Source organism: Massilia sp. BAP21 (assembly GCF_057801335.1).
The window spans coordinates 1,180,223-1,206,139 of record NZ_CM173596.1 but is presented as its reverse complement, the minus strand read 5'-3'; the positions used below and the strand labels follow the sequence as shown (position 1 = coordinate 1,206,139).

18 protein-coding genes are annotated in these 25,917 nt (G+C 65.1%); 9 read left to right on the top strand and 9 right to left on the bottom strand.

The annotated features are described in order from the left end of the window. Positions 1-15: 15 nt before the first annotated feature. Both ACWYRN_RS05320 and ACWYRN_RS05315 read left to right on the top strand, forming a co-directional pair. Positions 16-336 carry a hypothetical protein gene (locus ACWYRN_RS05320; RefSeq protein WP_488691471.1) on the top strand — a complete coding sequence of 107 codons (321 nt, stop codon included), beginning with the start codon at positions 16-18 and terminating at the stop codon, positions 334-336. A 420-nt stretch (positions 337-756) separates the two neighbouring features. Then, positions 757-6,315 (top strand): DUF7379 domain-containing protein, encoded by a 5,559-nt coding sequence (locus ACWYRN_RS05315; protein WP_488691470.1) that lies wholly within the window; start codon positions 757-759, stop codon positions 6,313-6,315. A 281-nt stretch (positions 6,316-6,596) separates the two neighbouring features. On the opposite strand, the gene ACWYRN_RS05310 is transcribed toward ACWYRN_RS05315, so the two are convergent. Beyond that, positions 6,597-7,499, bottom strand: a complete 903-nt coding sequence (locus ACWYRN_RS05310; protein WP_488691469.1) for a helix-turn-helix domain-containing protein — start codon at positions 7,497-7,499, stop codon at positions 6,597-6,599. Between the two features lie 342 nt (positions 7,500-7,841). Between ACWYRN_RS05310 and ACWYRN_RS05305 the strand changes: the two genes are divergently transcribed. After that, on the top strand, positions 7,842-9,908 hold the full coding sequence (locus tag ACWYRN_RS05305) for a M13 family metallopeptidase (protein WP_488691468.1): 2,067 nt from the start codon (positions 7,842-7,844) through the stop codon (positions 9,906-9,908). Positions 9,909-10,282: 374 nt separating this feature from the next. Here the strand turns inward: ACWYRN_RS05305 and ACWYRN_RS05300 are convergent, their stop codons facing one another. Beyond that, positions 10,283-11,182, bottom strand: coding sequence for a CAP domain-containing protein (locus ACWYRN_RS05300; protein WP_488691467.1), 900 nt, complete (start codon positions 11,180-11,182; stop codon positions 10,283-10,285). A gap of 104 nt (positions 11,183-11,286) precedes the next feature. Here ACWYRN_RS05300 and ACWYRN_RS05295 point away from each other — a divergent pair, with 104 nt between their 5' ends. Next, on the top strand, positions 11,287-11,496 hold the full coding sequence (locus ACWYRN_RS05295) for a hypervirulence associated TUDOR domain-containing protein (RefSeq protein WP_229437545.1): 210 nt from the start codon (positions 11,287-11,289) through the stop codon (positions 11,494-11,496). A gap of 53 nt (positions 11,497-11,549) precedes the next feature. On the opposite strand, the gene ACWYRN_RS05290 is transcribed toward ACWYRN_RS05295, so the two are convergent. Both ACWYRN_RS05290 and ACWYRN_RS05285 read right to left on the bottom strand, forming a co-directional pair. After that, positions 11,550-11,993: a nuclear transport factor 2 family protein gene (locus tag ACWYRN_RS05290; protein ID WP_488691466.1), complete on the bottom strand. Its 444-nt coding sequence runs from the start codon at positions 11,991-11,993 to the stop codon at positions 11,550-11,552. Positions 11,994-12,155: 162 nt separating this feature from the next. Further along, complete coding sequence (locus ACWYRN_RS05285) at positions 12,156-12,734, bottom strand: PEP-CTERM sorting domain-containing protein (RefSeq protein ID WP_488691465.1); 579 nt, start codon at positions 12,732-12,734, stop codon at positions 12,156-12,158. A 195-nt stretch (positions 12,735-12,929) separates the two neighbouring features. On the opposite strand from ACWYRN_RS05285, the gene ACWYRN_RS05280 reads away from it, so the two are divergent. From ACWYRN_RS05280 to ACWYRN_RS05270, 3 genes are all read left to right on the top strand, one after another. Continuing rightward, a complete protein-coding gene (locus ACWYRN_RS05280) occupies positions 12,930-13,595 on the top strand; it encodes a response regulator transcription factor (RefSeq protein WP_488691464.1) in 666 nt (221 codons plus the stop codon). After that, positions 13,585-14,940 (top strand): ATP-binding protein, encoded by a 1,356-nt coding sequence (locus ACWYRN_RS05275; protein ID WP_488691463.1) that lies wholly within the window; start codon positions 13,585-13,587, stop codon positions 14,938-14,940. The genes ACWYRN_RS05280 and ACWYRN_RS05275 overlap by 11 nt, the downstream gene beginning before the upstream one ends. Positions 14,941-15,037: 97 nt before the next feature. Then, on the top strand, positions 15,038-15,442 hold the full coding sequence (locus ACWYRN_RS05270) for a YgiW/YdeI family stress tolerance OB fold protein (protein WP_488691462.1): 405 nt from the start codon (positions 15,038-15,040) through the stop codon (positions 15,440-15,442). A gap of 363 nt (positions 15,443-15,805) precedes the next feature. Here ACWYRN_RS05270 and ACWYRN_RS05265 read toward each other — a convergent pair whose 3' ends face one another. After that, on the bottom strand, positions 15,806-17,317 hold the full coding sequence (locus ACWYRN_RS05265) for an alpha/beta hydrolase (RefSeq protein ID WP_488691461.1): 1,512 nt from the start codon (positions 17,315-17,317) through the stop codon (positions 15,806-15,808). Positions 17,318-17,560: 243 nt separating this feature from the next. Here ACWYRN_RS05265 and ACWYRN_RS05260 point away from each other — a divergent pair, with 243 nt between their 5' ends. Next, complete coding sequence (locus tag ACWYRN_RS05260; RefSeq protein ID WP_488691460.1) at positions 17,561-18,709, top strand: branched-chain amino acid ABC transporter substrate-binding protein; 1,149 nt, start codon at positions 17,561-17,563, stop codon at positions 18,707-18,709. Between the two features lie 58 nt (positions 18,710-18,767). After that, a complete protein-coding gene (locus ACWYRN_RS05255) occupies positions 18,768-22,055 on the top strand; it encodes a DEAD/DEAH box helicase (RefSeq protein ID WP_488691459.1) in 3,288 nt (1,095 codons plus the stop codon). A gap of 25 nt (positions 22,056-22,080) precedes the next feature. Here ACWYRN_RS05255 and ACWYRN_RS05250 read toward each other — a convergent pair whose 3' ends face one another. The 4 genes from ACWYRN_RS05250 to ACWYRN_RS05235 all read right to left on the bottom strand — a co-directional run bounded on the left by ACWYRN_RS05250 (position 22,081) and on the right by ACWYRN_RS05235 (position 25,811). After that, a complete protein-coding gene (locus tag ACWYRN_RS05250) occupies positions 22,081-22,863 on the bottom strand; it encodes a LytR/AlgR family response regulator transcription factor (protein ID WP_488691458.1) in 783 nt (260 codons plus the stop codon). 2 nt (positions 22,864-22,865) lie between these two features. Continuing rightward, positions 22,866-24,098 (bottom strand): sensor histidine kinase, encoded by a 1,233-nt coding sequence (locus ACWYRN_RS05245; RefSeq protein ID WP_488691457.1) that lies wholly within the window; start codon positions 24,096-24,098, stop codon positions 22,866-22,868. Between the two features lie 21 nt (positions 24,099-24,119). Continuing rightward, entirely contained in the window at positions 24,120-25,496 is a 1,377-nt protein-coding gene (locus ACWYRN_RS05240; RefSeq protein ID WP_488691456.1) for an alpha/beta hydrolase family protein, read from the bottom strand. A gap of 144 nt (positions 25,497-25,640) precedes the next feature. Next, positions 25,641-25,811: a DUF2256 domain-containing protein gene (locus ACWYRN_RS05235; RefSeq protein WP_488691455.1), complete on the bottom strand. Its 171-nt coding sequence runs from the start codon at positions 25,809-25,811 to the stop codon at positions 25,641-25,643. Positions 25,812-25,917 lie beyond the last annotated feature (106 nt).

Sequence of the window (25,917 nt, the reverse complement as noted above, 5' to 3'; positions counted from 1 at the left end):
TTCAAAGGGGAAGTCATGACCTCGATATATCATAGCCCTAAGCGTAGATTAGTTGCTCAAGCTGCGATGGTAATAGCGATCGAAGTTGCGGCTGTAAGCTTATGGGCATTATGGCCACCAGATGCCCCACGGCGCGACTGGCTGCCAGCAATCGCCCTATTCTGGACACTCGGCCCACCCATCTGGTTTTATATTGAATACGCGCTGCTGTTTGATAACTGGAACGACAAGGATGCTGTTGCTCAGTTCAAGGATCTACAGGGCCACGCGGCGAAGATTTGGGCTGGAATGCTGGCATTCCTGACTGGAGCAACCCTCCTAAAGGTAAATTATTGAGCGTGCCAATCGATTCCATCAGACAGCCACTTTCGGCGGGGAGTGGGCACTCGTGCCTTTTCCCTATACCCTACGTAATGGCTCAGGAGTATCTACGATAGCCGTGGCGATTCATCGTGGCCATGCACTTCGACGAGCTGACCTGCCGCATCTTCAATTCGTCGGGAATCCATCCGAGATCTCAGTCCGCTTGCAAGACTGAGCCGCCGACGCGCATGCGGCAGCGGCAACCCGACAAGAGCGGATATGTGTCGAAAGAACCACGCAAAAAATCTGTTCAATATTTATTAGCTAATATAGACAAACCCGCCCTATACTCAAACTGGAGTCTGACGCGCAGCCCTGGCTACAGATCACCTGTACCGCCCGCCCTTGTGCGCCCGATGAAAGCGACTGTGACATGACAATCCAGGAGGCGTCATGAGCGGGACGGGTCTTACCTTTCGCATTTCCGGGGTCCCCATTGAGGGCATGTCACGCGACCAGTTAATCGAGGGTTTCGGCGGCGGAGACATGGACGCCGAGCTCTTCTCGATGCAGACGCACCGCAGTGCGGGCCGGGTGGTCGACAGGGATGTCCAACCCGGCGAAGATATCGTCGTCCTGAAGCTTGCGTCAGGCCCGACTTTGTTTCTGCACCCCGATTCAGCAAAGGCGCTGCTCGCCGCTGGCATGCCGATAACACGCGATGGCAGAGATGCCAGAGATGCCGCAGTCGTGGGCGTCTCCTCCAACCTGCCTTGGAGCGAAGAGGGCCCTACCCGCGGCCTTGGCAGTTGGGCTTCCAATGTGGCGCTCGAATGGTTCGGCATCCTACGCCGCAAAACCAGGCATTCGCTGGCCGAGCGTGGCGCCGACTGGATCCGTCAACAATTCGACAAGCCCGAGCGCCAGGGCCTGTACCGTCTGACGTCGAGTGCGCCGCCGGACGAGATGGACCCTGCCAATCGCATAGCAGCGCTCAAGCTGCCCGCGCGGCTGAATTCGCCGATCCTTATTCTCGTGCATGGTACCTTTTCGACCACAGCAGGCACGTTTCGCCATCTGTGGACGAAAGACGCAGCAGCTAACACGCTATTGAACAGCTATGAAGGCGATGCCTACGGTTTCGAACACCCGACTCTCGGAACGAGCCCGGTACAAAACGCGCTGGATCTGGCTAAAGCGCTGCCACCGAATGCACGGGTGCATCTGCTGACGCATTCTCGTGGCGGTCTGGTGGCCGAAATCCTGGTCCGCGCCGCAAACTCATCGAACGTTCTGGCACAAATCGAACAATATTTCACTGGTGCGCCTTTCGATGAGTCGAGGCTGCTGCTGGAACTGGTCGACCTCGTCCGAAACAAGAACCTTCAGTTTGATCGCGTGATCCGGGTCGCATGCCCGGTTCGAGGCACGCTGCTGGCCTCCGGACGCCTGGATGCCTACCTGTCAGTTCTGCACTGGCTGATGCAACTGGCGCACCTACCGATTACCGGCGCCATGCTAGCCGCTCTCAGGGAGGTCGCCCGTGCCGGCCTGAAACCGGAGACCTTCCCGGGATTAGCTGCCATGCACCCCCGGAGCCATTTGGTGCGGTGGCTGAATGCGCCGCTGGAGGCGGTCGACAGCCAGCTTTACGTCATCGCCGGAAACAGCAGCGGCCATAGCCTCTTTACCTGGATTAAAACCCTGCTGGCCGACTCCTTCTTTTGGACCGACAACGACCTGGTGGTGCAAACACGCTCCATGTACGGAGGGGTTCCGCGCAAAACGGGGTCGCGCGCGGCGCGCTTCGTGCTCGGCGACGGGGGCGAGGTTTCTCACTTCAGCTATTTTTCGTTCACGCAGACGCGTGAAGCCATTGCCGACGCCCTCCGCACTACACCTCAGCGCCCATGGGAGCCAATCGGCCTGCTGTCATGGGCAGGTGTCGATAGCAGTGGGGTGCGCGGCAGCGACGCCACGCCGCAGGCGGTTCCGGCGCCGGGCAACAGGCAGCGCCAGCGCCCGACCGTGATCGTGGTGCCGGATTTCCTCGGTTCCCACCTGGACGAACGGCGGGGACGCCTATGGCTGTCGCAGCTCTCGCTGTCCGCGTTCGCCAGTCTTGGCCTCGACAAGAGCGAGTCTTTGGAAAAGGTCAGCTCCAACAACTTGGTCGAGCACTGCTACGGTGCACTCTGCAGCCGCCTTGCCGAGACCCATGACGTTATTCCGCTACCATACGACTGGCGCAAGCCAGTCGAAGACGCGGCCGCCAGCCTGGCGAGCCGCGTGCAGGAATGGCAGCAGCAACGCGCGGGTGGGCCGCTGCGCATTCTCGCGCATGGCATGGGTGGTTTGGTGGTCCGGGCTTTTCACATGAACCACAAGGATGTGTGGGACGAGGCGATGGCCTTCGAGGGCGCGCGCGTGATCATGCTCGGGGTGCCTCACGAGGGCAGCTGGACGCCGCTACAGGTGCTGTCCGGTGGCGACGCGCTCGCCGGGCTGCTCAGCGCCGGCGCGCCTTTGTTTGCAGATCTGCAGGTCCGCAAAGCGCTCGCTACGATGCCCGGCTTCATCCAGCTGCAAGCCGGGCTGCTCGATCCGGCCTTACAACTCGACCTGCGCAGCGGCTGGGAAAGGCAAGAAGAGCTGCAGCGTGCAGAACTGGCAAAACTCACACGGTGGCATGGAGGGCCATCCGCCTGGGCGATCCCCACCCAGCAGCTGTTGACGGATGCCAAGCTGTTCTGGGATCGTATGCGCAAAGACATGGCAGCCTTCGAAGGGGAAGCCGAGAAAATCGTGATCGTCACTGGCAAGGCGAAGCATACAGTGGACCATGCCGCGATGCGCGATGGCCGGCTTTGGCTGAGCGGCACTGGCCACGGTGACGGCCGCGTCAGCCTGGACAGCGCGAGAATGAATCAGCTTACCATCTGGAAGATTGACGCCGAGCATGGTGCAATGCCGGCGGTTGCGGGAGCCTTTTCCGGCTTGCTGGACTTGCTCAATGCCGGGAAGACGCACTTGCTCGACAGCCAGGAGCTGCAACCGGCCCAGCAGGTCCAGCACGCTAACGGCGGCACTGCGCTCGCGGACGAGCCTGCACGGCTGCTGCAGAGGCTGATGACGAACGCCAGGCCACCGGAGCTTGGCCAATTGTTCTCGGTAGCAGAGGCAGAGCAGCGCGCGCATACCGCGAAAGCGCACCTGTCGGTAGAGGTCTACCATGGCGATCTGCGTTTCCTGCGCCAGCCCTTGATGATCGGTCATTACCAATCGCTAATCCTGTCTGGCTCCGAAGCGGTCGTCGACAAGCTGGTCGGTCAGCGTATGAGCAAGGCTTTGCGTGCCGGCATGTATCCAGAATATGTCGGCAGCAACCAGATATTCGAAAATGGCCCGCAGATCGAAATCCGCCGCCAAAAGCAGCGCTTCATCCCGCGGCCCAATGCCGCCGTCGTCGTCGGGCTAGGAGAAGAAGGTAAGCTAAATAGTCAGAAACATGCTTATACGATCCGGGTCGGCGTCCTGGCCTATGCCGAACGGCTTGCCGAAAGCGGACGCAGCGACGACACCTTCGAAATTGCCGCAACCCTGCTGGGCAGCGGTGGTACCGGTATCTCCGTCGGTGACGCCGCGTTAGCGCTCGTACAGGGCATCATGGATGCGAACGCCAAGATCGCGGACATCAACCAGAGTGGCGGCGCGCGCTGGCCGACGGTGCGGGCGCTGACGATCGTCGAGGTCTATCTGGACCGCGCCTCTGACGCCTGGCGTGTGTTGAAACTACAGGAGCAGAGTAACCCGGGGCGGCTGGCAATTGGCCGTTCGCTGACCGAAGCTGAAGGCAACCTGCGCCGGCCGGTGGAGTCCAGCTATCGTGGCGCGACCTACGACTTCATCAGCGTGCTACGGACCCCCTCAGCCAAGGATGCCGAGCCGCAAATCGGCTACAGCCTCGATACCCGCCGCGCACGCACTGAAGTGCGCGCCCAGCGCGCCCAAGGTGCCTTAATCCGGGACTTGGTGGAAAAGGCATCGAACTCCACCGTGGTGGACCCACTGATCGGACGCACTCTATTCAATCTGCTGGTGCCGGTCGAGATCGAACCCTACCTGGCTGGCTCCAATGACATGGTGATGGAGTTGGACCGCGACACCGCCGCCCTGCCATGGGAGCTGCTGGATACTGACCCCGACCGAAAAATGGCATCGGGCAACGGGCCGCAGCCCCCTTGGGCGGTACGCAGCAAAATCATCCGCAAGCTGCAAACAGAGCATTTCCGCGACAAGGTCATTGACGCGGGACGCGAAGACAATGTCTTGATTGTCGGAGAGCCCCTGACCGATCCAAGCTATCCGCGCCTACCCGGCGCGAAGCACGAAGCCGAGGCTGTAGCCAGGGTAGCGCGCGCATCGCTCGGAACCGGCGGCGACAGGGTCAAAGAGCTGAACAACAACGACGACGCCCATACCATCATCAACCAGCTTTTTGCCCGCAATTACAGGCTGGTCCATATAGCCGGACATGGCATGCGTGGCGCGAATGGGGGCGTGGTGCTCTCCGGGCGCCGGACCTTCCTCGGGCCCAACGAGATACGCGCCATGCGTGTGACTCCCGAACTGGTGTTCATCAACTGCTGCCATCTCGGGCAAGGCGATGCTCCGCCCTTCGACAGGCCGGACTTTGCCGCCAGCGTGGCTGAGGAGCTGATCCGGATCGGCGTCCGTTGCGTCGTGGCCGCTGGCTGGATGGTCGAAGACCAGCCTGCCGAGCGCTTTGCCTCGGCCTTCTACAATGCCATCTTCAACGGGTGCCGTTTCATCGACGCCGTGGGGCAAGCGCGGATGGCAGCATGGGAAGCAAAGCGCGAAAGCAACACTTGGGCCGCATACCAATGCTATGGCGATCCGGATTGGAGCTGGCGTAACGAGGTCAGCACGCGGAAGCCCTCGCCAGAGGCGGAATTTGCCAACGTAGCTTCGCCTAGTACGCTCGAGCTGGTGCTGCAGACCATCGCCACTGAAATCTTGTACGCGTCGTCCGACAACGCCTCCTGGTACCGCAGGCAACTGGCCCACTTGGAGCACAAGTTCGGGGAATGGGGCCAACGCGGCGCTATTGCTGAAGCTTTCGGCAATGCGTACGCGGCCCTGCCGGACCGGGTCAAGGCCCTAGAATGGTTCCGGAAGGCGCGCAACGCCTCTGATAGCAAGGCAAGCCTGTCTGCCATCGAACGTTATGCGGAGCAGCTCAGCATGCCGGGGGCAAGCGTCGATGAATTGAACGAAGCGGTTATCGTTATGACCGTCATGGGAGACCGCTTGGGGGGCACGCTGCGACGCTATAGCCTGCTTGGCCACGCCCACAAGCGCCTGAGCATGCGGCTTGCCGAACAGGGGATGGATTCGAAAGCAGAATCGCTCGCGCAGCTGGCCACTGCATGCGAAAATTTTACGTTGGCCGGTCAAGCGCAGGACGACGAAAAACGCTTTACCTTCTATCCGCCGCGCGCCGTCCTAATGTGCAAGCTGCGCCATCACTTTCAGGATCAGCAGGCCTGTCCCGACGTCGACTGGGAGAGCCAGCGCATCTTGGAAGCCACTATAGCCGTCGACAGAGCTGTACAGACCGACCCTAACTTCTTTTCGATCGTCGCCCAGTCCGAACTCGATGTCCTGAAAGCGCTGATCCGGGGTGACCTTCGGCAGATCATGAACAACATCGAGCACTCGCTCTGCGACCTGCATCGGCGGATCGATACGAAAATGTTCTGGATCTGGGTTCACGACGACGCGCGCTTCTTGCTGGAGCCCTATGCCACCTTGCCGCGCAACCCGGCGAATCCAGTAGACCAGGCCGAAGTGCGGGCGGCCAGGAAGCTGCTCGAGATTCTGGCCGGCTACGCAGGCATGGAAGCCAGCCATCGCGATCCGGAGGCATGGGCCCGCACTAATGCACTAGAGGAAAGACTAGAGGTAATCGCGGTCTCGACACCGGCCTGACAAGCACTAAACGCGGCTCCGTGCTGGATAATTTACGCATCTTTGACGCGTCACGAAAAAGCGTTGCAGCTGATCTGTCAGCCAGGTGATGGTCGATCCGTATCTTCAGGTAGCAGGGGCGGCGTACGGGCTTTCGGTTTCCAGTACTGGATCGGTCATCTTTGAGATCCGACCGACGGCGAGTTCGGCGACGCGCTTCACTATCTCGTCCAGCAAAAGGCCGCCAAAGGCGGTGCTCAGGCTGATATGAGCGGTCGGACCCTCTCAACCGGACGCCCGTTTTAACGTTTTTTGACGGGTAAGGCGAGCCACCCTTGCCATTTGCCCACGCCATCGCGTTCGACCTTCTGGATATGCGGCCGCGTGCTGTCCAGGCGCCAGAACGCCTGCTTGTCGAGCCAGTCCTCGTACATGAAGCGAAAGCGCGGCCAGTCGCCGCAAAAGTCGAGGATGGCGTACGAACCCGCCGGCAGCACGCGCAGGCCGAGCGTCGGATCGGGCCTGGTATCGCCGCCAAAGCCGAAGTCGTAGCAGTATTCGCGCTCGCCGGTAAAACCCGGGTCTTCGTCAAACACACCATACCAGGCGGTAGCGCGCGTCACGTCGCCATTGCTCTCGCGCTCGCAGATGAAGTTGTTGCAGGCAATCGACAGCGCCGCGCCCGACTGTCCGAAGAAACGCTGGTAGCGCAGCGTGACGGCCGGCAGGGCCTGCACGCGGATGCGCGCCGACACGCTCCCGGGTTCGGGCGGGCAGTAGGGCGCCAGGATCGCCTCCAGGTTGCTTGGTTCCGCGACAAAGAAGCTGACGTCGCTCTCGCGCCCGACCTGCTGGTCCATGTAGGTGCGCCAGCCGCCTTCGCGCCAGGCCTTGGCCGACATCGCGAACTGCTGCTTGAAGGCCTTGGCAAAGGCCGCGTTCGAAGGAAAGCCGCAATCCTGGGCGATGTGCAGCACCGGCACGTCGGGCTCGTGGCGCAGCAGGTGGGCGGCGCGGCGCAGGCGGCGCTTGCGCTGGTATTCCACTGCCGAAAAGCCGGTCAGCTCGCGGAAGATGCGGTCGAAGTGGAAAGAGGAATAGCTGGCCGAGGCGGCGAGGTTCTTCAGCGCCAGCGGGTCGCCCACCGAGTCGAGCATCAGGTCCATCACCTCGTACAGGCGCGAGACGCGCGAGGTCGGCTTCATCGCACGGCCCCATGCCCGCCGCGAGGGCAGGCTGTCGGCGCCGCGGCGCAGGCTGGCAGGTGACGGGACGAAAGGCGCATCGGGGCGGCCACGGATGAAATTCTATTCATTATGGCTTAGAAAAGGTGCAATAGCGAAATATCGAGCCGCCGCGCCGGCACGGGCTTGGCAGGAATGCGACAGGGACGTTTGCAGCGCCCGCGCCATTTTGCATACGCCCCGTACTTACAGGCTGTATGCAAAACACACATGCATATGCGAACGCCATTGTTCTACTTGGCAATGCCAGGCTTTATGCATTAGCATCCTCCGGTCCCAACCATTCCTATAACGGAGAATCACATGAAGCGTACCCTGTGCAGCACCCTGATCGCGGGGCTGTTCGCCGTCACCGCCCACGCCGGCGCGAAAGACGCAGCAGCCACCAGCGCCCCATCGACCGCTGCCGCCGCCGCGGTATCCGGCGTCGACAAGGCCGCGATGGACGCCAGCGTGCGCGCGCAGGACGACTTCTTCCGTCACACCCAGGGCAAGTGGCTGGAAACCGTCGACATCCCGTCGGACCGTTCCAGCTGGAGCGCCTTCAGCGTGGCCCAGGAAAACGTCGAGAACCAGATCCGCGCCATCATCGAGCAGGCCGCCGCCGACACCAAGGCCGCCAAGGGCTCCGACGCGCAGAAGATGGGCGACTACTACACCAGCTACGTCGACGAGGCGCGCCGCAATGCGCTCGGCCTCACGCCATTGAAAGGCGAGCTGGCGCGCATCGCCGCCCTGAAGGACAAGCGCGGCATCGCGGCACTGTCGGCCCACATGGACCGCATCGGCGGCGAGGCGCCGCTCGGCATGTACGTCGGCCAGGACAGCAAGGACTCGACCCGCTATGTGGTGAGCGTCGGCCAGTCGGGCCTGGGCCTGCCGAACCGCGACTACTACCTGGCCGACGAAGCGCGCATGAAGGACTTCCGCGCCAAGTACCAGGTGCATGTGGAGAAGATGCTGACCCTGGCCGGCCACAAGGACGCCGCCGCTGAAGCAGCCAAGATCGTGGCGCTGGAAACCGAGATCGCCAGGGCGCAGTGGAGCGCCGTCGAGAACCGCGACCCGGTCAAGCGTTACAACAAGATGACGTTCGCCCAGCTGAAGGACCTGATGCCGGGCTTCGACTGGACCACCTGGATGAAGGACGTCGGCGTGGCCGGCAAGGTCGATTCGCTGATCGTCAGCCAGCCGAGCTACCTGGCTGCCCTGGACAAGATCATCGCCGCCACCCCGGTCGACACCTGGAAATCGTATTACGCTTTCCACCTGATCAGCGCCTACGCCCCTTATTTGTCGCAGCCGTTCGTCGACGAGAGCTTTGCCTTCCGCGGCACCGTGCTGTCGGGTACCAAGGAAAACCGTCCGCTCGACAAGCGCGCCATCGCCCTGGTTAACCGCGAGCTGAGCGAAGTGGTGGGCAAGGTGTATGTGGAGCGCCACTTCCCGGCCGAGCGCAAGGCGCAGGTCGAGGAGATGGTGAAGAACTTCATCACCGCCTTCAAGGAAGGCATCGAGACCCTCGACTGGATGAGCCCCGAGACCAAGAAGCAGGCGCAGATCAAGCTGTCGAAGATGAACGCCAAGATCGGCTACCCGGAAAAATGGCGCGATTACTCGTCGCTGAACGTCGTGCGCGGCGACCTGGTCGGCAACGTGATGCGCTCGCGCGAATTCGGCCACGCATTCGGCATCAACAAGCTGGGTAAACCAGTGGACCGCCTGGCCTGGAGCATGAGCCCGCAGACCGTGAACGCCTACTACAGCCCGAGCATGAACGAAGTCGTGTTCCCGGCAGCGCGCCTGCAGGCGCCGCTGTACGATGCGAACGCCGAGCCGGCGGTGAACTACGGCGCGGTCGGCATTTCGATCGGCCACGAGATCAGCCACGCGTTCGACGACAAGGGTTCGCAGTTCGACGGCGACGGCAATTTGCGCAACTGGTGGACTAAGGAAGACGGCGAGAAGTTCGCGGCGCGCGGCAAGGTGCTGGTGGCGCAGTACGCCGGCTACAGCCCGGTGCAGGGCTACCACCTGAACGGCGAGCTGACGCTGGGCGAGAACATCGCCGACAACGCCGGCGCCATCATGGCCAGCCGTGCGTATAAGATTTCATTGAAAGGCAAGCCGGCCCCGGTGATCGACGGCTTCACCGGCGAGCAGCGCCTGTTCATGGGCCTGGCCCAGGCCCGCCGCGGCAAGGCGCGCGACGCCGCACTGATCGCGCAAGTGAAATCGGACCCGCACTCGCCGTCGGAATTCCGCGTGAACGGCAGCCTGCGCAACCACCCGGGCTTCTACGAAGCGTATGACGTGAAGCCGGGCGACAAGATGTATCTGTCGCCGGAAGAGCGGGTGATTTTCTGGTAATTACCGGCCGATTCGGCTGATGTGAAAGGAGCGCTGCGGCGCTCCTTTTTTCATGGTGCTGGGGCGAAACGTGCTTGGGTTGGACGCGTGGACGGGAGACCCGTCCACCCTACGAATATGCGTTGACGTATTCCGATATGCGTTGGCGTATCCCGTACGGTGGGCACTCTGTGCCCACGCGGTTACGTGCTTGTCCAGGAGTCCGCGGCGGGGATGATTCGCTCGCGGATTACGCCATGGATGACACGCTGGCAAGGCGCTCCTGGATACGCTATCAACGAGCATCATTTGCGACGCCTTCAAACGCCAACAATGATCGTCGTTCCGCGTGGGCACGGAGTGCCCACCGTACGGTCGCTGATCGTAGCCAATCTTTACGGTGTCCCGAACACTTGCGTCCAGTACGGAAACCCCGGAAACCGCACGCGGCTCACCGCATACCCCGCCCCCATCTCGCTGAACTGCGGATTCATCAGGTTGGCGCAATGCCCGGGGCTGTCGATCCAGCCTTGCACCGCTTCCTGCGGCGAGGTCTGTCCTGCCGCGATGTTCTCGCCGATGTGGCGCCAGCGGTAGCCGGCGCGGGTGGCGCGTTGCGCCGCTTCGCTGCCGTCCGAACCCTGGTGGCTGAACCGGCGGTGGGTGGCCATGTCGCTGCTGTGCGCCAGCGCGGCCTGGGCCAGTTGCGCATTCCAGGCCACCGGCGGCGCTGCGCCAAACTGGCGGTCGCCACAGTTGCGCGCCTGCGCCCGCGCCACATTCACCAGGTCCAGGATGATGCGTCCGGCTTCCTCCTGTTCAGGCAGCGCCAGCGGCGGGGTGGGGCGCGCCAGCACGATCGTCCAGTCGGTGCCGCTACGCGCCACGCCAACGTCGGTGAAGGCGGCATCGAGCAGGCTGCGGCAGTACTGCTTGCGCAGCAGTTCGAGCACGGCCTCGGCGTCGGGCGCGCCGCCGACGTGGATCACCTCGGCCTTGTCGGTATGGTAGCCGGCCTGTTCAAGCGCCCATTCCGGAAACGTGCCGGGTCCGAGGCGCACCCGCGCCAGTGCCGCCTGCGCTGCCAGGGCAGGCGCAGGCGCCAGGCGCACACCCGGGCAGGACGCGGGCGCCGCACGGTAGGCATTGATGCCGGCCACCACGCGCGCATCGTTCTGCGCCAGTGCTGCGCCGGCCCAGGGCAGGGCACAGGCCAGCAGGGCGGCATGCAGCAGGTGCGCGGTTGGCGGACGATTCAAGGCAGGAGAGCGCAGTGTTGTTCGGATGTCCAGCATACCCGCGCCTGCCAGGGCGCGTTGTCCGGCTGTTTCCGTAACGTGCGGAAATTCTGTCCGGCTATGGTCAAATGGCGCTCATCGACCATCTACGGAGTTCAATCATGAGCAATGCCTTCAAGGCCGGCGACAAGGTGACCTGGGAATCGTCGCAGGGGACGGTACATGGCACGGTCAAGAAAAAGCTGACCGCGCACACCACGATCAAGGGTCACGAGGTGGCGGCGTCGAAGGAGAATCCGGAATACCTGGTGGTCAGCGACAAGACCGGCGCCGAGGCGGCGCACAAGCCGGACGCGCTCAAGAAAGCCTGACGCTTCGGCTTGTGGCGGCTTGCGGCGGCCGCTTCTTCAACGATGCGGCCGCTTCAGTGATGCATCGGCGTTGCCATGGATGCCTGCGCAGGCAGGTCCGTGCGGAAGGCGCGCTCGGCCGGCGCGGTATCGTTGTAGGCCTCGAAGCGTGCGATCTTGCCGTCGCGTACCGTCAGCACGTGCACCCAGGGGCTGTCGAAGCTGCGGCCGGTCGGCTTGGCCAGCCAGGTCGCTTCGCCCACGACCACCACCTTGTCGCCCTCGGCGATGAATTCCCTGGTCGTGAAACTGAGCGCCTCGGCGCCGTTGGCCAGTTTGGTGAAGAAGTCGGCAATCTCGGCCTTGCCATGGTAGGTGCCGGCGAAAGGAATGCAGTCCGAGTCGCGTTCGACCCAGTCGGCGTTGTCGTCGCAGCGATCGAGCAGGCTGCGGATATCGCCCTTCAGAAATAGCTGGTAGCACTCCATGACCAGCTGTTTGTTGTCTTGTGCGTTCATGACAGCTCTCCCTGACATTCGGCTGTCCACTGACAATCGCGGTTGGTCATGCCCGGATAGTCGATGCCTTCAGCCTAGTTCGCGCAAGCAGGATGTCAAGCTGGGCCGGCACCAAAGAAAATGGGCGGCCAGCGCCGCCCACCGTGCGTATTGGATGCCGGATCAACGGCGCTGGCGGCGGCGCGCCATGCCCATGCCCAGCAAGGCCAGCGGCAGCAGGGCCAGGGTGGCCGGCTCCGGTACGTCGCTGGCGGCATCGCCCAGGACCACCTGGCCGCCACCGCTGACGGTGTCGAAACGGCCGGTGTAGCTGCCGAACTCGTTATTGTAGTACGAGGTCACGACCAGGAAGTAGCGGGTATCGGCTTGCAGCGACCGGCTGATCAGCGAGAGGAAGCCGGCACCCGCATCGTCGTCGATGGTCAGCAGGTTCGACAGTGGCGACGATGCATCGAAGGCGTTCGCATACAGGGCCAGGAAGGTGTCGCCGTCGCGGGTGGTGGCGGAGAGCGTCTGCATGGAGTAGACGCCGTCGGCGGTCACGTGGAAATTGAATACGTCGTAAGACGTGGCCGTACCCAGGGTGCTCAGGGTGAAGGTGGTGAAAGGCCGGTTGAAGACAGGATCGGACTCGGTCAGGGCGCCGGAAAAGTCGACCGGCGCAGCCAGCACGGCCTGGGAGGCGAAGGCCAGGCTGGCAGCGGCGAGTTTCAGGAAACGGGAGAATTTAAAATTGAGCATGGACATGCCTTTTATAGTTAGTGTCCTTGCTATAGCAATCGCCGTGCCACCAAAAGTTAAGCTTTAAAAACAATTGCTTGGCAATAAATTGATTTCTTATTTTTAATTTTTGTAAAGAAATCCGACGTCCGCTGCCTGCCGGGGGCCTCCCTTTCTTAAGATTCCCTTCATCCACCACGCCTAAGGTAGCGAAGCATGCGCATCCTGCTCGTAGAAGACGACACCTCCCTCGGCGACACCATCCAGTCCTGGCTGCGCTTGGACGGCCATGCGGTCGACTGGGTCGAGCGCGGCGACTCGGCCGACACCGCCTTGAAAACCCACCATTACGACTGCGTGCTGCTCGACCGCGGCCTGCCCGGCCTCTCCGGCGACGCGCTGCTGGCCCGCCTGCGCGCCGCCGGCAACGCCGTGCCCGTGATCCTGATCACCGCCTTCAATGCCCTGGCCGACCGTGTCGAAGGCCTGGACCTGGGCGCCGATGACTACCTGGTCAAACCCTTCGAACTCGAAGAGATGTCGGCGCGCATCCGGGCCGCTGCCCGGCGCGGCGCCAGCCAGGCCAGCAACGCCTTGACCCACGGCGCCATCGCGCTCGATCCCGATACCAGGCAGGCCACGCTGGCCGGGCAGCCGGTGGCCCTCACCGCGCGCGAGTACCACGTGCTGCACGCCCTCCTGCTGCGCAAGAACGGCATCGTCACCCGCGCCCAGATCGAGGAAAGCCTGTACGGCTGGGGCGAGGAGGTCGAGAGCAATGCCATCGAGGTCTACATCCACAACCTGCGCAAAAAGCTGGGGAGCGACAGCATCGTCACCGTGCGCGGCCTCGGCTACCGGCTGAAGCACGATGACAGCTGACAGCGTGGCACCGCGGCCGGCCTCGCTGCGGCGGCGCCTGGTGCTGGCCATCGTCTCGGCCAGCGTGGCCTTGTGGCTGGCCAGCCTGGCCATCGTCACCGTGATCGCCTGGCAGGAAACCAACGAGGTCTTCGACGATGCGCTGGAAGAAGCCGGCTACATGATCCTGTCCGCCACCACCGACTGGCACGCGCGCGGCTTGCCGGCGCGCCCGGCTGCCAGGGAGGTGCGCAAGGTGGACATGCAGTACCAGATCGTGGCCGATGGCCGCGTGATCCAGCGTACCGAGGGCGCGCCGAAGCGGGCATTCGTGTCCGGTTTCGACGATGACGAAGGCTTTGCCGACCCGCAGGTCGATGGCCGCCGCTGGCGCGTGTTCGTGGTGCGCGACGAGGCAAACCGCTTCGAGGTGCAGGTGGGGCAGCGCCAGGACAAGCGCTTCGACATCCTGGAGGAGCTTGCGGAATCGCTGTGGCTGCCGGTGGCCGGCATCCTGCTGCTGCTGGCACTGGTGTGCTGGCTGCTGATCGGCCGCGTGCTGCAGCCCCTGCGCCGCACCGCGAACGCAATCGCCGCCAAGACCCCGAGCGACCTGGCCCCGGTGGCGCTCGACGGCCAGCCGCGCGAGCTGCTGCCCATCGTGGGCGCCCTGAACGGCGTGCTGGAACGGCTGGACGCGGCCCTGCAGGCCGAGCGCCGCTTCACCGCCGATGCCGCGCACGAACTGCGCACGCCGCTGGCCGGGCTGCACATGCACGTGCAGCTGCTCGGCCGCCAGCATCCGGAGCTGGCGGCGCCTTTCGGCAAGCTGCGCCAGGACATCGCGCGCCTGACCGCACTGGTCGACAGTTTGCTGACGCTGGCCCGGCTCGACCCGCTGGCGCGCGAGCAGCTGGTGCGCCAGCAGGTGCTGCTGGGGCCCTTGCTGGAGGGTGTGCTGGCCCTGCACCTGCCGGAAGCTGGGCGGCGCGGGATCGCGCTCACGCTGTATTGCGCGCTCGATACCGTGCAGGCCGAGCCGCGCATGCTGGAGATTATGCTGCGCAACCTGGTCGAGAACGCGCTGCGTTACTGCCCCGAGGGCAGCCGGGTCGAGATCTCGGCAGGGTGGTGTGATGGGCGTGCGCGCATCGCCGTGCGCGACAACGGCCCCGGCGTGGACGAGGCCAGCCGCGCGCGCCTGAGCGAGCGCTTCTTCCGCGTGCTGGGGCAGGGGCAGGGCGGCAGCGGGCTTGGCCTGTCGATCGTGCGCCGCATTGCCGAGCTGCACGGCATGACGCTTGGATTCGGCGTCGGGCTGGACGGGCGCGGGCTGGGCGTGACGCTCGACCTGCCGGCAGCCTGAGGCTAACACTTTAAGATAGGATTAATGTCCGAACGGTGTAATGCGTCTGTGCCTGCCGCGAACGGCAGCGTGAACATCCATTAACGGAGGAACGACCATGAAACGACTGATCCAACTGTCCTGCATCACCGCCCTCGTCGCCGGCTCGGCCGCCGCCATCGCCCAGCCGGGCAACTATACGGGGCCGTCGAGCAAGCCGGCCGCATCCGGCTACACCGGGCCGTCGAGCGCGCCTTTGATGACGGCGAAGCAGCTGCTCGACAACGGCAAGGACGACCAGTACGTGCGCCTGCAGGGCAAGCTCACCAGCCACAAGGGCGGCGAGGATTATGAGTTCACCGATGCCAGCGGCAAGATCACGGTGGAGATCGACGCCAAGTATTTCCCGCAGGGCGTGAATGTGGACCAGAACACGATGGTCGAATTGACCGGGGAGTTCGACAAGGAAACGTTCGGCGAATCGACGCTGGATGTGAAGCAGGTGAAGGTGGTCGGGAAGTAAACGCGGAGAGCCGCTAACGTTTTTTGGAATGATGGCCTCAACGTACGGTGGGCACCCCGTGCCCACGCGGTTACGTGCTCGTGCTTCCTACGTTGACCGTGACATGTCGCTCGCGATGCTTCCGTCGGCCACGAACCGGCTCCGCTTGATGTTTGCGAGCGTTACCTCGCGGCCAACACAAGACGCATAGGTACGTAACCGCGTGGGCACTTCGTCTTCGAGGCTCCCGGCCTCAAAGACCCCACCGTACGGGTCGCTGTATCGCATCCGATAAAGGCGCCGGCCGCGACGTTCCCCGGCTCCTGTTCAGACAAAAAAAAGCGCCAGCCCGCGGGCTGGTGCTTTTGCATCAACGACGCAGACTCAGCGCGGCGTGCACTGCGGCAGCGATGCCCGCACCGCCAGCAGCGAATTGCTGTCGTCCGGCGAGCGCGTGTTGTCGGTGAACTTGCAGCCATACTGCGGATCGGCCACCACCGACGGCGTGAGCACATCGTCGCCCTCCGGCTTCACGCCCTGCTGTTCCCACTTGGTCATCGCATCGAAGGCCGAGGCCTGTTCCGCAATCGTGAAATCGCAGTGGGCAATGCCGCGGATCGCGCGCTGCACCAGCAAATTCGAGGTCCCCAGCGCGTCGGCGCGGCGCTTGTAGATCTGCTCCATCTTGAACGGCACGTACAGGTCGCCCAGGGTGTGGATGGTCACCACCGGCACCTTGATCTGCGCGTTCGTCTTCGGAATCCAGCGCAGGCCGTCGCGGCGCAGGCGGTTGGCGTCGATCACCGAGGGTACGCGGAAGATGCTCGCATTGTAGGCCACTTCTTCCGCGCTCAGGGCCGGGTCGGCGTCGAGCTGGAAGGTGATGTCCTTGGTCGTGACCACGTCCTCGTTCAGGATGCCCTGCATCTTGCCGTCGCGCCCGAAGGTGCCCCACACGGTGTTCTGGTAGGAGCCGGAATAGGCGTAGTCGAACAGCGGACGCGGGCCGCCGCTCAGGTTGGCGACGATCTGCTTCAGGCGCATGCCCTGGGCGGTCGGCACGGCCTGCGCGGTCGGGGTGCTGCCGCCCGGGAAGCTCGAGAACAGCTTGGCCTGCACCTGCGGTCCGATCGTGGCCCAGTTCGATGGCGGCCAGTCGGTGGCCGGCATGCCGGCTTCGACCATGGCCGCGGTCTGGTAGGCGGCAAAATAATCGTACAGCTCGGTGTCGCCCAGCACGCCGCACATCGGCACCGCGCCGGCGTAGCGGATCTTGTTGTTGGCGGTGGCGATGTTTTCCTCGTCCACAGCGGCGGCCGTGACGTGGCCGCCCATCGAGACGCCGATGATGTAGGTCTTGGTCGGCGCGTTCAGGGTGCGGCCGTTCTTGCCGGCGATGTCCTTGAAGGCCAGGGCCAGGGCATTGGTGTCCTCGACGCCGGCGCGCACGTCGTAATAGTTGGTGCTGTAGCTCGACGCGGCCCAGGCATAGCCTTGCGCGATCAGGTGACGCCGCAGGGCCGGCGGCGAGACCGACAGGTTGGACCCGGTGCCGGCATAGCCGTGGGCGTACATGACCAGCATGCCGTTCCAGTTCTTCGGCACTTCGATCTGGTAGCCCGCCTTGTTCAGCACGCCCCACCAGCGGTCGGTGTCCGGCGCATTGGTCATGGCATTGAAGGGCAGGTTGGCTTCGACCACGGCAAAGGTGCGGGTATCCTGCGGACGTGCCGGCTCGGGCTGGACCGCCACCGGCGGCGGCGTGGTCTGGACCGGCGGCGGGACGGGATCGGTGCTGCCGCTGCCGCAGGCGGACAGGGTCAGGGCTGCGACCAGCGTGGTCAGCACCGGCGGCAGGGCACGGCGCGACGCGGAAATGCGGAGCTGCTTGTTCATCGGATTGCCTCCATAATTGTAGTTTTGCACAGCGAAACTTGGTCTCACTGTGTGAATTATTGTAGGTCGAAAATTGACCGTGAGATAGCTGTGTTCAAGCGTGTGTGGCTGATCGGCTACCGCAGGCGAATATGCAGCATGCCTGTCAATACACACGTCAATACCGCGCACGATTTGTTTATTTGGCAAGAATTTCGATGTCGGCAGTAGAATGAAAGCACCGTCATCGCAGAGGAGCCGCTCATGCCAGCATCGCCCACCGTCCTGTCCCTGATCATCATGGCCACCATGCCCACGGTGCGGGCGCAAGACCAGGCCCAGGCCAGCGTGAAGATCGGCACCGCCTCGCCGCTGTCGGGGCCGGGTGCGCATCAGGGCAAGGACATCGAAAACGGCGCCCGCATGGCGATCGACGACCTGAACACGAAAGGCATCGTCATCGGCGGCAAGAAGGTGAAGTGGGTGCTGCAGCCGGAAGACGACGCCAGCGACCCGAAGACCGGCGCCGCCGTGGCGCAGAAGCTGGTCGATGCGCGCGTGGCCGGCGTGGTCGGCCACCTGAACTCGGGGACCACGGTGCCGGCCTCGAAGATCTACCACGACGCCGGCATCCCGCAAATCTCCCCGGCCGCCACCACGCCGCAGTACACGGCCCAGGGCTACAAGACCGCCTTCCGCGTGGTCGCCAGCGACAAGCTGATCGGGAAGACCCTGGCCAATTACGCGGTCACCACCCTGAAGGCGAAGAAGATCGCCGTCATCGACGACCGCACCGCCTTCGGCCAGGGCCTGGCGGACGAATTCAACCGCAGCGTGCGTGCCAACAAGGGCGCGAAGATCGTCAGCCGCCAGTTCACCAACGACAAGGCGAGCGACTTCACGGCGATTCTCACGCAGATCCGCGGCCAGGACCCGGACGTGATTTTCTACGGCGGCATGGACGCCGTGGCCGGCCCCATGCTCAAGCAGATGAAGGCGCTCGGCCTGCGCGCCAAGCTGGTGTCGGGCGACGGCATCTGCTCGGAAAAGCTGCCGCAGCTGGCCGGCGACGCGCTCGGCGACGACAAGGTGATCTGCGTGGTGGCCGGCGGCGTGACCGGCGCCGAGGAGGCGAAGTTCAACGCCTTTGTCGAACGCTACCGCCAGCGCTACAAGATGCCGCTGCAGACCTATGCGCCGTATGCCTACGATTCGGTGATGGTGCTGGCCACGGCCATGCAGCAGGCCAAGTCGTCCGATCCGGCGAAGTACCTGCCTTTCCTGGCAAAGGTCGGCTACCAGGGCATCACCGGCAATATCGCTTTCGATCCCAAGGGGGACCTGAAGAACGCGGCGCTGACGATGTACACGTATCGGCAGGGGAAGAAGGTCAAGCTGCAGGTAATCAGGTAACGATCCTGGTGACGGCCGATGCGCCATAATGGCGCCTCCACCTGCCGGGCTGCCATCCATGCATTTCACCTACGACGACATCAAGCGCCAGTTCGACAGCGGCACCTTCCGCCGCGGCGAAGGCTATGCGGCTGACGGCAGGGTGCTGGCCGCGCGCAACGCCGGCGAGCGCATCGAGGGCGAGGTCGGCGGCAGCGGCGGCACGTTCTACCGCCAGACCATCCGCTTCCGGGAAGACCCGCGCGGCTTCCGCTTCGAGGGTAGCTGCAGCTGCCCGATCTCATATAACTGCAAGCACGTCGTGGCCGTCCTGCTGGCCAGCCTGGAACAGCAGGAACAGGGGCCCGCGCTGCCGATGGCCGCCGAATACTGGCTGCAGCAGATGGCATCCTTGCAGGCCGCACCGGCGCCTGCCGCGCCCAGGCCAGGCTCGGCGTCCCGGCTCGGCTATGTGATGGTGCCCGACCCGCACAGCGGCGAGCCTTTCCTGAACCTGTGCAAGCTGCGCCTGCGCCAGGATGGCAGCGTCGGCGGCACCACGCTGCACAACGATCCCTACGGCCTCGTGATGGCGCCGCCCGCGCATGTGTCGCCCGACGACGAAGACATGGTGCGCCTGATCATCGGCCAGAGCCTTGGCAACATGCGCGCCGGCGGCTTCAAGCCCGAGGGCCGCCTGGGCGCGCGCGTGCTCGAGCAGTTGTGCGAGGACGGCAAGCTGTTCTGGGCCGACACGCTGGCCGGGCTGCGCGCCGGCCGCCTGTACAGCATCCAGCCCGGCCCGCCATTGGGGGCGGTGCTAGGCTGGCATCCGGACACGCCCGGCAGCGAAGCGCTGGCGCTGGAATGGCGCTGCGACGATGGCGGACGCCTCGGCGCCATCCTGCCGACCGAGCCGCTGCTGTACCTGGACGATGGCATCCTGGGCCGGCTGACGCTGCCCAAGGCCTTGGCTGCGCTGCCGGCCGGTCCTTTGCTGGACCTGGTCGCGCGTACGCCGCTCCTGCATGCCGAGGAGCGCGCCGGCATGGCGCTGCGCCTGGCCGAACTCGGCCTCGAGCGCATCCTGCCGCTGCCGCAGGAACTGGCGCTCAAGCGGCGCCGCGACATCGCGCCTGTACCCTGCCTGCTGCTGAACAGCGAACCGGATACCCGCCGCCGCGAATGGGTCTGGCACGACTATGCGCAGCTCTCCTTCGAATACGACGGCTTGAATACGGCGGACGAGGAGGGGCCGGTGTTCCGGCGCGTGGTCGATGGTGGCGTCGAACTGGTCGAGCGCGATCTGGAAGCCGAAGCGGCGGCTGGCGCCAGGCTCGCAGGACTCGGTTTTGCGCCTCCGCGACCCGGCTCGCCGCTCGACGATCTCGTGCAGCCCCTGTGCCTGCCGACCCAACAGGCGTGGCTGCACTTTGCCCGCAGTGAGCTGCCGCGCCTGCGCGCCGCCGGCTGGCAGGTCGAATTCGACGGCAACTACCGTTACGACATCGCCGACGTGCAGGACTGGTACGCCGACCTGAACGAGGACAGGGAGGGCAGTCCCTGGTTCGCGCTGGAACTCGGCATCGTGGTCGGGGGGCGGCGCCATGCCTTGTTGCCGATGCTGCTGGAGATGATCCGCGAGGCGCCGGCGAACTTCAGCCCGGCCGCGCTGGCGGCGCACGAGGATGCCGACGAGATCGTGCTCGACCTGGGCGGCGACAAACGCGTCGCCCTGCCCTGGCAGCGCATCAAGCCCATCCTGTCCACGCTGGGCGAATTGTATTTTGCCGAGCGCATCGGCGACAGCATGCAGCTGCCCTTCACCGACGCCGCGCGCCTGGCCGAGCTGGAAGCGGCGGCGCATTTGCGCTGGCTGGGCGGCGAGCGCCTGCGCGAACTGGGCCGCAAGCTGCACGACTTCGCCGGCATCCAGCCGGTGGCGGCGCCGGCCGGGTTGCAGGCGCAGCTACGCGCATACCAGCAGGCCGGCCTGGCGTGGATGCAGTTCCTGCGCGAGTATGGCTTCGGCGGCATCCTGGCCGACGACATGGGCCTCGGCAAGACCATCCAGACCCTGGCCCACATCCTGACCGAGAAGGAAGCGGGAAGGCTGGATGCGCCGGCGCTGGTGGTGGCGCCGACCAGCCTGATGGGCAACTGGCAGGCCGAAGCGGCCCGCTTCGCGCCCGGCCTGCGCGTGCTGCTCCTGCACGGCAAGGACCGCGCCGCCCAGTTCGAGCGCATCGGCGAGGCCGACCTGGTGCTCACCACGTACGCCCTGCTCGGGCGCGACGAAGCGGCGCTGCGCAAGGCGCGCTACCACTTGCTGATCCTGGACGAATCGCAGTACATCAAGAACCACCGTTCGCGCGCGGCGCAGGTTGCCTGCCTGCTCGACGCCCGCCACCGCCTGTGCCTGACCGGCACGCCGCTGCAGAACCACCTGGGCGAACTCTGGTCGCAGTTCCACTTCCTGATGCCGGGCCTGCTGGGCGACGACAAGACCTTCCGGGCGCGCTTTCGCAAGCCGATCGAGCAGGGGGGCGACGTACGGCGCAAGGACCTCCTGCTGCGCCGTGTAAAACCCTTCATGCTGCGCCGGACCAAGGACAAGGTGGCGACCGAACTGCCGCCCAAGACCGAGGTGGTGGTGCCGGTGGAATTCGGCGCGGCCCAGGGCGACCTCTACGAAACCGTGCGCGTGGCGATGGACCGCCGCGTGCGCGAGGAGGTCAGCCGCAAGGGCCTGGCGCGCAGCCAGATCGTGATCCTCGACGCCCTGCTCAAGCTGCGCCAGGTGTGCTGCGACCCGCGCCTGCTGCGCCCCGACAGCGCGGCCCCTTCGGCCAAGCTCGACGCCCTGATGGACTTGCTCGACACCCTGCTCAGCGAGGGCCGCAAGGTGCTGGTGTTTTCCCAGTTCACCAGCATGCTGGCGCTGATCGGCAACGCGCTGCAGGCGCGCGCGGTCGACTACGCCCTGCTCACCGGCGATACGGTCGACCGCGCCGCGCCGATCGCCGCCTTCCAGCAGGGGCAGGTCGGCGTGTTCCTGATCAGCCTGAAGGCGGGCGGCGTCGGGCTGAATTTGACGGCGGCCGACACCGTCATCCACTACGATCCGTGGTGGAACCCGGCCAGCGAAAACCAGGCCACCGACCGCGCCTGGCGCATCGGCCAGGAGCAGCCGGTGTTCGTCTATAAACTGATCGCGCGCGGCACGCTGGAAGAAAAAATCCAGGACCTGCAGCGGCGCAAGGGCGAGCTGGCGAATGCCGTCCTGGCCGCCGAGGCAGGCGAGGGCGCGGCCCCGGCGCTGGGCGCGGAAGATTTGCAGGCGATCTTCGCGCTGCCGGCAGAGTAATCGCGGGCCGTGGGACGTGTGCCTGTCAGCGGAACGACACCTCGCTCCTGAAGCGCCAGGCATAGGTCTGGCTCACCTTCAATTGCTGCGGGTGGCCGCGCAGCTCGACCGTGATGTTGCCGAGTTCGTCGCGGCGGGCGCGGGCGATTGCGCGTACGGCCACCAGGGTGCCGCGGTGGATTTGCCAGAATGCGTCCGGGTCGAGTCCGGCCTGGAGTTCCTTCAGCGGCTTGCGGATCAGCCCTTCGTCGGTGGCGCTGACCACGCGCGTATAGCGCGTATCCGATTCGAAGAACAAGATTTCCTCGACCGGGAAGATCTTGATGGTGCTGCCGGCGCTGGCGCTGATCCAGCGGATGCGTTCCTCGCGCGCGGCCGTGCGCAGGCGGCGGTCGAGTTCCAGCATGGCCTGCATCAGTCCGGCACTGTCGCCGCTCCCGCTCATGTGCACATGCAGGCGCTCCTGCAGGCGCGCGACGGCCTGCGCCAGGCGGTCCTGGCTGACCGGCTTGAGCAGGTAGTCGATGGCGCCCAGGTCGAAGGCTTCCAGCGCGTGGCTGTCGTAGGCGGTGGTGAACACCAGGCGGCAGGCGCCGCCGCTGGCGCCTGCCACTTCCAGGCCGCTGAGGCCGGGCATGCGGATGTCGAGGAAGGCGACGTCCGGGCGCAGGCGCGCGATCGCGTCCAGCGCCTCGCTGCCATCCTCGCACAGGGCGACGATCTCCAGGTCCGGCCAGGCCAGGGACAGCATGCGCCGCAGGTCGCTGCGCTGCAGGTCTTCATCGTCGGCGATGATCGCGGTCGGCATGCTCACGCTCCCTTGCCTGGCATGGCGCGCAGCGGCAGCACGATGGCGGCCGTGACGCCACCGCCGTCGTTCGCGCGCAGCGACAGGACCGCCGCATCGCCGTACAGGTGCTTCAGGCGTTCGCGGATGTTCGACAGGCCGATGCCGCTGCCGCTGGTGGCGCCGCCGAAACCGAGGCCATCGTCGGCGACCGCCAGCTCCAGCAGCGCGCCATCGTCGGCCTGGCGGCGCGTGGCGCTGACCGCGATGCGCGCCGGCCCCTTCTTGAGTTCGATGCCGTGCTTGACGGCGTTCTCGACCAGCGAGATCAGCATCAGCGGCGGAATCGCCACCTTGCGCAGCTCGGGCGGGCAGTCGATCGCGACATCGAGCCGCGGCAGGCGCGCGCGGATGATGCCGAGGTAGGCCTGCGCCGCATCGAGCTGGGAGCCGAGCGACACGAAGGTCTGGGCGCGGTCGGCGCGCAGCTGTGGGATGGTGGCGCGCAGGTAGTCGACCAGGTGGTCGATCATGGCCACGCCGCGCGCCGGGTCGCTCAGCATGGCGGCGCGTACGCCAGAGAGGGTATTGAACAGGAAGTGCGGCTCGACCTGGCTGGCCAGGATCGACAGCTGCATCTCGACCTCGTTGCGCTCGTCCCTGTAGCGCGCGACTTCACCGAGCAGTTCGTTCTCGCGCATCAGGCGGCGCTGGCGCAACCAGGCCAGCAGGTCGGTGCCGCCGCCCAGCCAGCCCAGTACCAGGACCCAGAAAATCACGTTCACCACTTGGTTTTCACGAGTCTGGGCGCGCAGCTGTTCGGCCTGTTCGGGCGTGGCGTGCGGAATCGACGGGGGTGGCGAGTTGATCCGGGTGTAGGGCGTCAGCGGCAGCGCCACCAGGGCGCCAAGCAGCAGTGCGCAGACGACACCGGCCACTTCGCGCTGCGCCGGCCAGCGCTGCCGGCAGACCAGCACCGCCAGGCCCCGGCCGAGAAACAGGGCCAGCACCACCACCAGCCAGACCGCCAGCAAGGCGCCACGCACCAGCGCCGCCTGGGAACCGGGGATGAAGGCGCCGATGAGGACCATGACCGCGGTCAGCAGGCCAAGCGGCACCAGGAAGGAGCGCACCCGGTAGCCGAACCAGGTCTTGCCGAAGATCGGATACTGGCGCGCGACGCTGCCCCAGCCGGCGATCCTGGTGGCCAGGCTGTGCGGAAGGGGCTGGTCATGCGGCGTGGTGATCGTTTCCATAAAGCTATTTTACGCTGGCGCTCACTGCACCGTGGTCTTGATCCAGCCGGCGATCGTGTCCAGCGCCGCCGGTGCAAAGCTTTCCTCGATCTCGCCGTACTCCTCGATGCTGCCGGTCTTCGCTGTCTGGAACAGGTGGTTCAGGCCCGGCAGTTCCTGCACCACGGCGCGCGGATTGCCGGCCAGCGCGGTACGGATGGGCGGCAGGCTGAGACCGGCCGGCACTTGCAGGTCGCGTTCGCCGTTCAGCACCAGGATGGGCTGGCGCACGGTTTGCAGCACCGGCGCCGGTTCGTAGGCGAGCAGCTCGCGGAACCAGTCCGTGCCGAAGCGCTCCAGCGCGGCGGCGCCGCGGCCGGCCGGCAGCTCGCCCTTGCGCTCGGCCTCGGCCAGGATCAGGCCCGCCTTCTCGCGCGCCGCCGCCAGAGTCGGTTCCTCGGCCATGGCGCTGAACAGGGCCCGGTTCAGGACGCGGTCCTTTTCGATGGCCGCGTCGGGCACGCCGCGCGCCCGCGCCAGCAGGGCATGCTGCTCGACCAGCAGGCGGGCGCCGCCCACGCCCGGCCCGGCCAGCATCACGACGAAGGCAATGCCCGGGTCGCGCGAGGCGAGCAGCGGCGCGACCAGGCCACCCTCCGAATGGCCGATGACACCGATGCGCTTGCCGTCGACCTCAGGACGGCTGCGCAGGAAACGCAGGGCCGCCTCGGCATCGGCGGCCAGGTCGCGCGTGGTCGCTTCCTTCAGCTTGCCGCCCGACTTGCCGACGCCGCGCTTGTCATAGCGCAGCACGGCGATGCCCTGGCGGCTCAGGTGGTCGGCCAGCACCAGCAAGGGCTTGTGGCCGAACACCTTGCCGTCGCGGTCGATGGAGCCGGAACCGTGCACCAGTACCACGGCGGGGAAGGGACCCTGGCCCTGCGGAACGGTGAAGGTGCCGGCCAGCTTCACGTCGGCGCCGGCATTGCTGAAGGCGATCTCGGTGCTGGTGTAGGTGGCCGGACGGGCGGCGATTGCGTCTTCCTGCGGGCGCTTCGGCTTGCTGGCTTCTTCGGTGGTGCGCTTCAGGTTCAGGGGCGCGCTGCGGCCCTGGGTCCAGGTGCCGGTCCAGGCCTGCTCCTGCGCGTTCCAGGTGGCGGCGTAGCTGGCGCGCAGTTTCGTCAGCTCGAAGCCGATCCTGTCCGGGGCGACGGTGACGTTCTCGACTTTGGTCACCAGGTTCTGGGCCGGGACCGACATGGTCGCTTCCCACTTGCCATCAAGGGTCTTGTCGAACTTGACGGTGACGCGCAGGGAGTTGGCGATGCTGCCGGTCCAAATGCCCTGGACATCTTCGGCGTAGGCGGAACTGGCGGTCATGGCGAGCACGGCTGCCATGCTGGTGAGCATGCGTTTCATGGTGGGGGCGGTGGTGGTTGGAATGCGGCCATCGTGCCGCACCCTGTGCCGGGCCGCTTCGGAATGCGGTGAACCGCGGATTTCCCGACATGAAACCCTGTGCGGCAGGCATGACTACGGGCTTCCTGGCGAGAAACGCGGATGTTACCGGGATGGATTGCCTGGCTCGGCGTCCGGCTTGCCCGCGCGGCGGCAGCGTTCCGAACAATACTTGACCTGCTCCCAATCGCGCTCCCACTTCTTGCGCCAGCTGAAAGGCAGGCCGCAGTGTGCGCACAGCTTGGCGGGGAGGTCGGATTTCTTGCGCATTTTCATGAGGCCGATTGTACGGACTTGCAGGTCTGTTGTGCCGGCGCGCAAGGCGACCCTGTTGCGCTGGATGCCTTTTCGACAAGAATATTTGTCCAAAGTTATAATCAAA

Excerpts from the sequence above, each read along its gene's own strand:
- ACWYRN_RS05305 (WP_488691468.1), top strand. The coding sequence starts at position 7,842 with ATGAAGCGTACCCTGTGCAGCACCCTGATCGCGGGGCTGTTCGCCGTC.
- ACWYRN_RS05235 (WP_488691455.1), bottom strand. The coding sequence starts at position 25,811 with ATGAAAATGCGCAAGAAATCCGACCTCCCCGCCAAGCTGTGCGCACAC.
- ACWYRN_RS05310 (WP_488691469.1), bottom strand. The coding sequence starts at position 7,499 with ATGAAGCCGACCTCGCGCGTCTCGCGCCTGTACGAGGTGATGGACCTG.
- ACWYRN_RS05240 (WP_488691456.1), bottom strand. The coding sequence starts at position 25,496 with ATGAAACGCATGCTCACCAGCATGGCAGCCGTGCTCGCCATGACCGCC.
- ACWYRN_RS05285 (WP_488691465.1), bottom strand. The coding sequence starts at position 12,734 with ATGCTCAATTTTAAATTCTCCCGTTTCCTGAAACTCGCCGCTGCCAGC.
- ACWYRN_RS05275 (WP_488691463.1), top strand. The coding sequence starts at position 13,585 with ATGACAGCTGACAGCGTGGCACCGCGGCCGGCCTCGCTGCGGCGGCGC.
- ACWYRN_RS05250 (WP_488691458.1), bottom strand. The coding sequence starts at position 22,863 with ATGCCGACCGCGATCATCGCCGACGATGAAGACCTGCAGCGCAGCGAC.
- ACWYRN_RS05280 (WP_488691464.1), top strand. The coding sequence starts at position 12,930 with ATGCGCATCCTGCTCGTAGAAGACGACACCTCCCTCGGCGACACCATC.
- ACWYRN_RS05260 (WP_488691460.1), top strand. The coding sequence starts at position 17,561 with ATGCCAGCATCGCCCACCGTCCTGTCCCTGATCATCATGGCCACCATG.
- ACWYRN_RS05315 (WP_488691470.1), top strand. The coding sequence starts at position 757 with ATGAGCGGGACGGGTCTTACCTTTCGCATTTCCGGGGTCCCCATTGAG.
- ACWYRN_RS05320 (WP_488691471.1), top strand. The coding sequence starts at position 16 with ATGACCTCGATATATCATAGCCCTAAGCGTAGATTAGTTGCTCAAGCT.
- ACWYRN_RS05295 (WP_229437545.1), top strand. The coding sequence starts at position 11,287 with ATGAGCAATGCCTTCAAGGCCGGCGACAAGGTGACCTGGGAATCGTCG.
- ACWYRN_RS05255 (WP_488691459.1), top strand. The coding sequence starts at position 18,768 with ATGCATTTCACCTACGACGACATCAAGCGCCAGTTCGACAGCGGCACC.
- ACWYRN_RS05265 (WP_488691461.1), bottom strand. The coding sequence starts at position 17,317 with ATGAACAAGCAGCTCCGCATTTCCGCGTCGCGCCGTGCCCTGCCGCCG.
- ACWYRN_RS05290 (WP_488691466.1), bottom strand. The coding sequence starts at position 11,993 with ATGAACGCACAAGACAACAAACAGCTGGTCATGGAGTGCTACCAGCTA.
- ACWYRN_RS05270 (WP_488691462.1), top strand. The coding sequence starts at position 15,038 with ATGAAACGACTGATCCAACTGTCCTGCATCACCGCCCTCGTCGCCGGC.
- ACWYRN_RS05300 (WP_488691467.1), bottom strand. The coding sequence starts at position 11,182 with ATGCTGGACATCCGAACAACACTGCGCTCTCCTGCCTTGAATCGTCCG.
- ACWYRN_RS05245 (WP_488691457.1), bottom strand. The coding sequence starts at position 24,098 with ATGGAAACGATCACCACGCCGCATGACCAGCCCCTTCCGCACAGCCTG.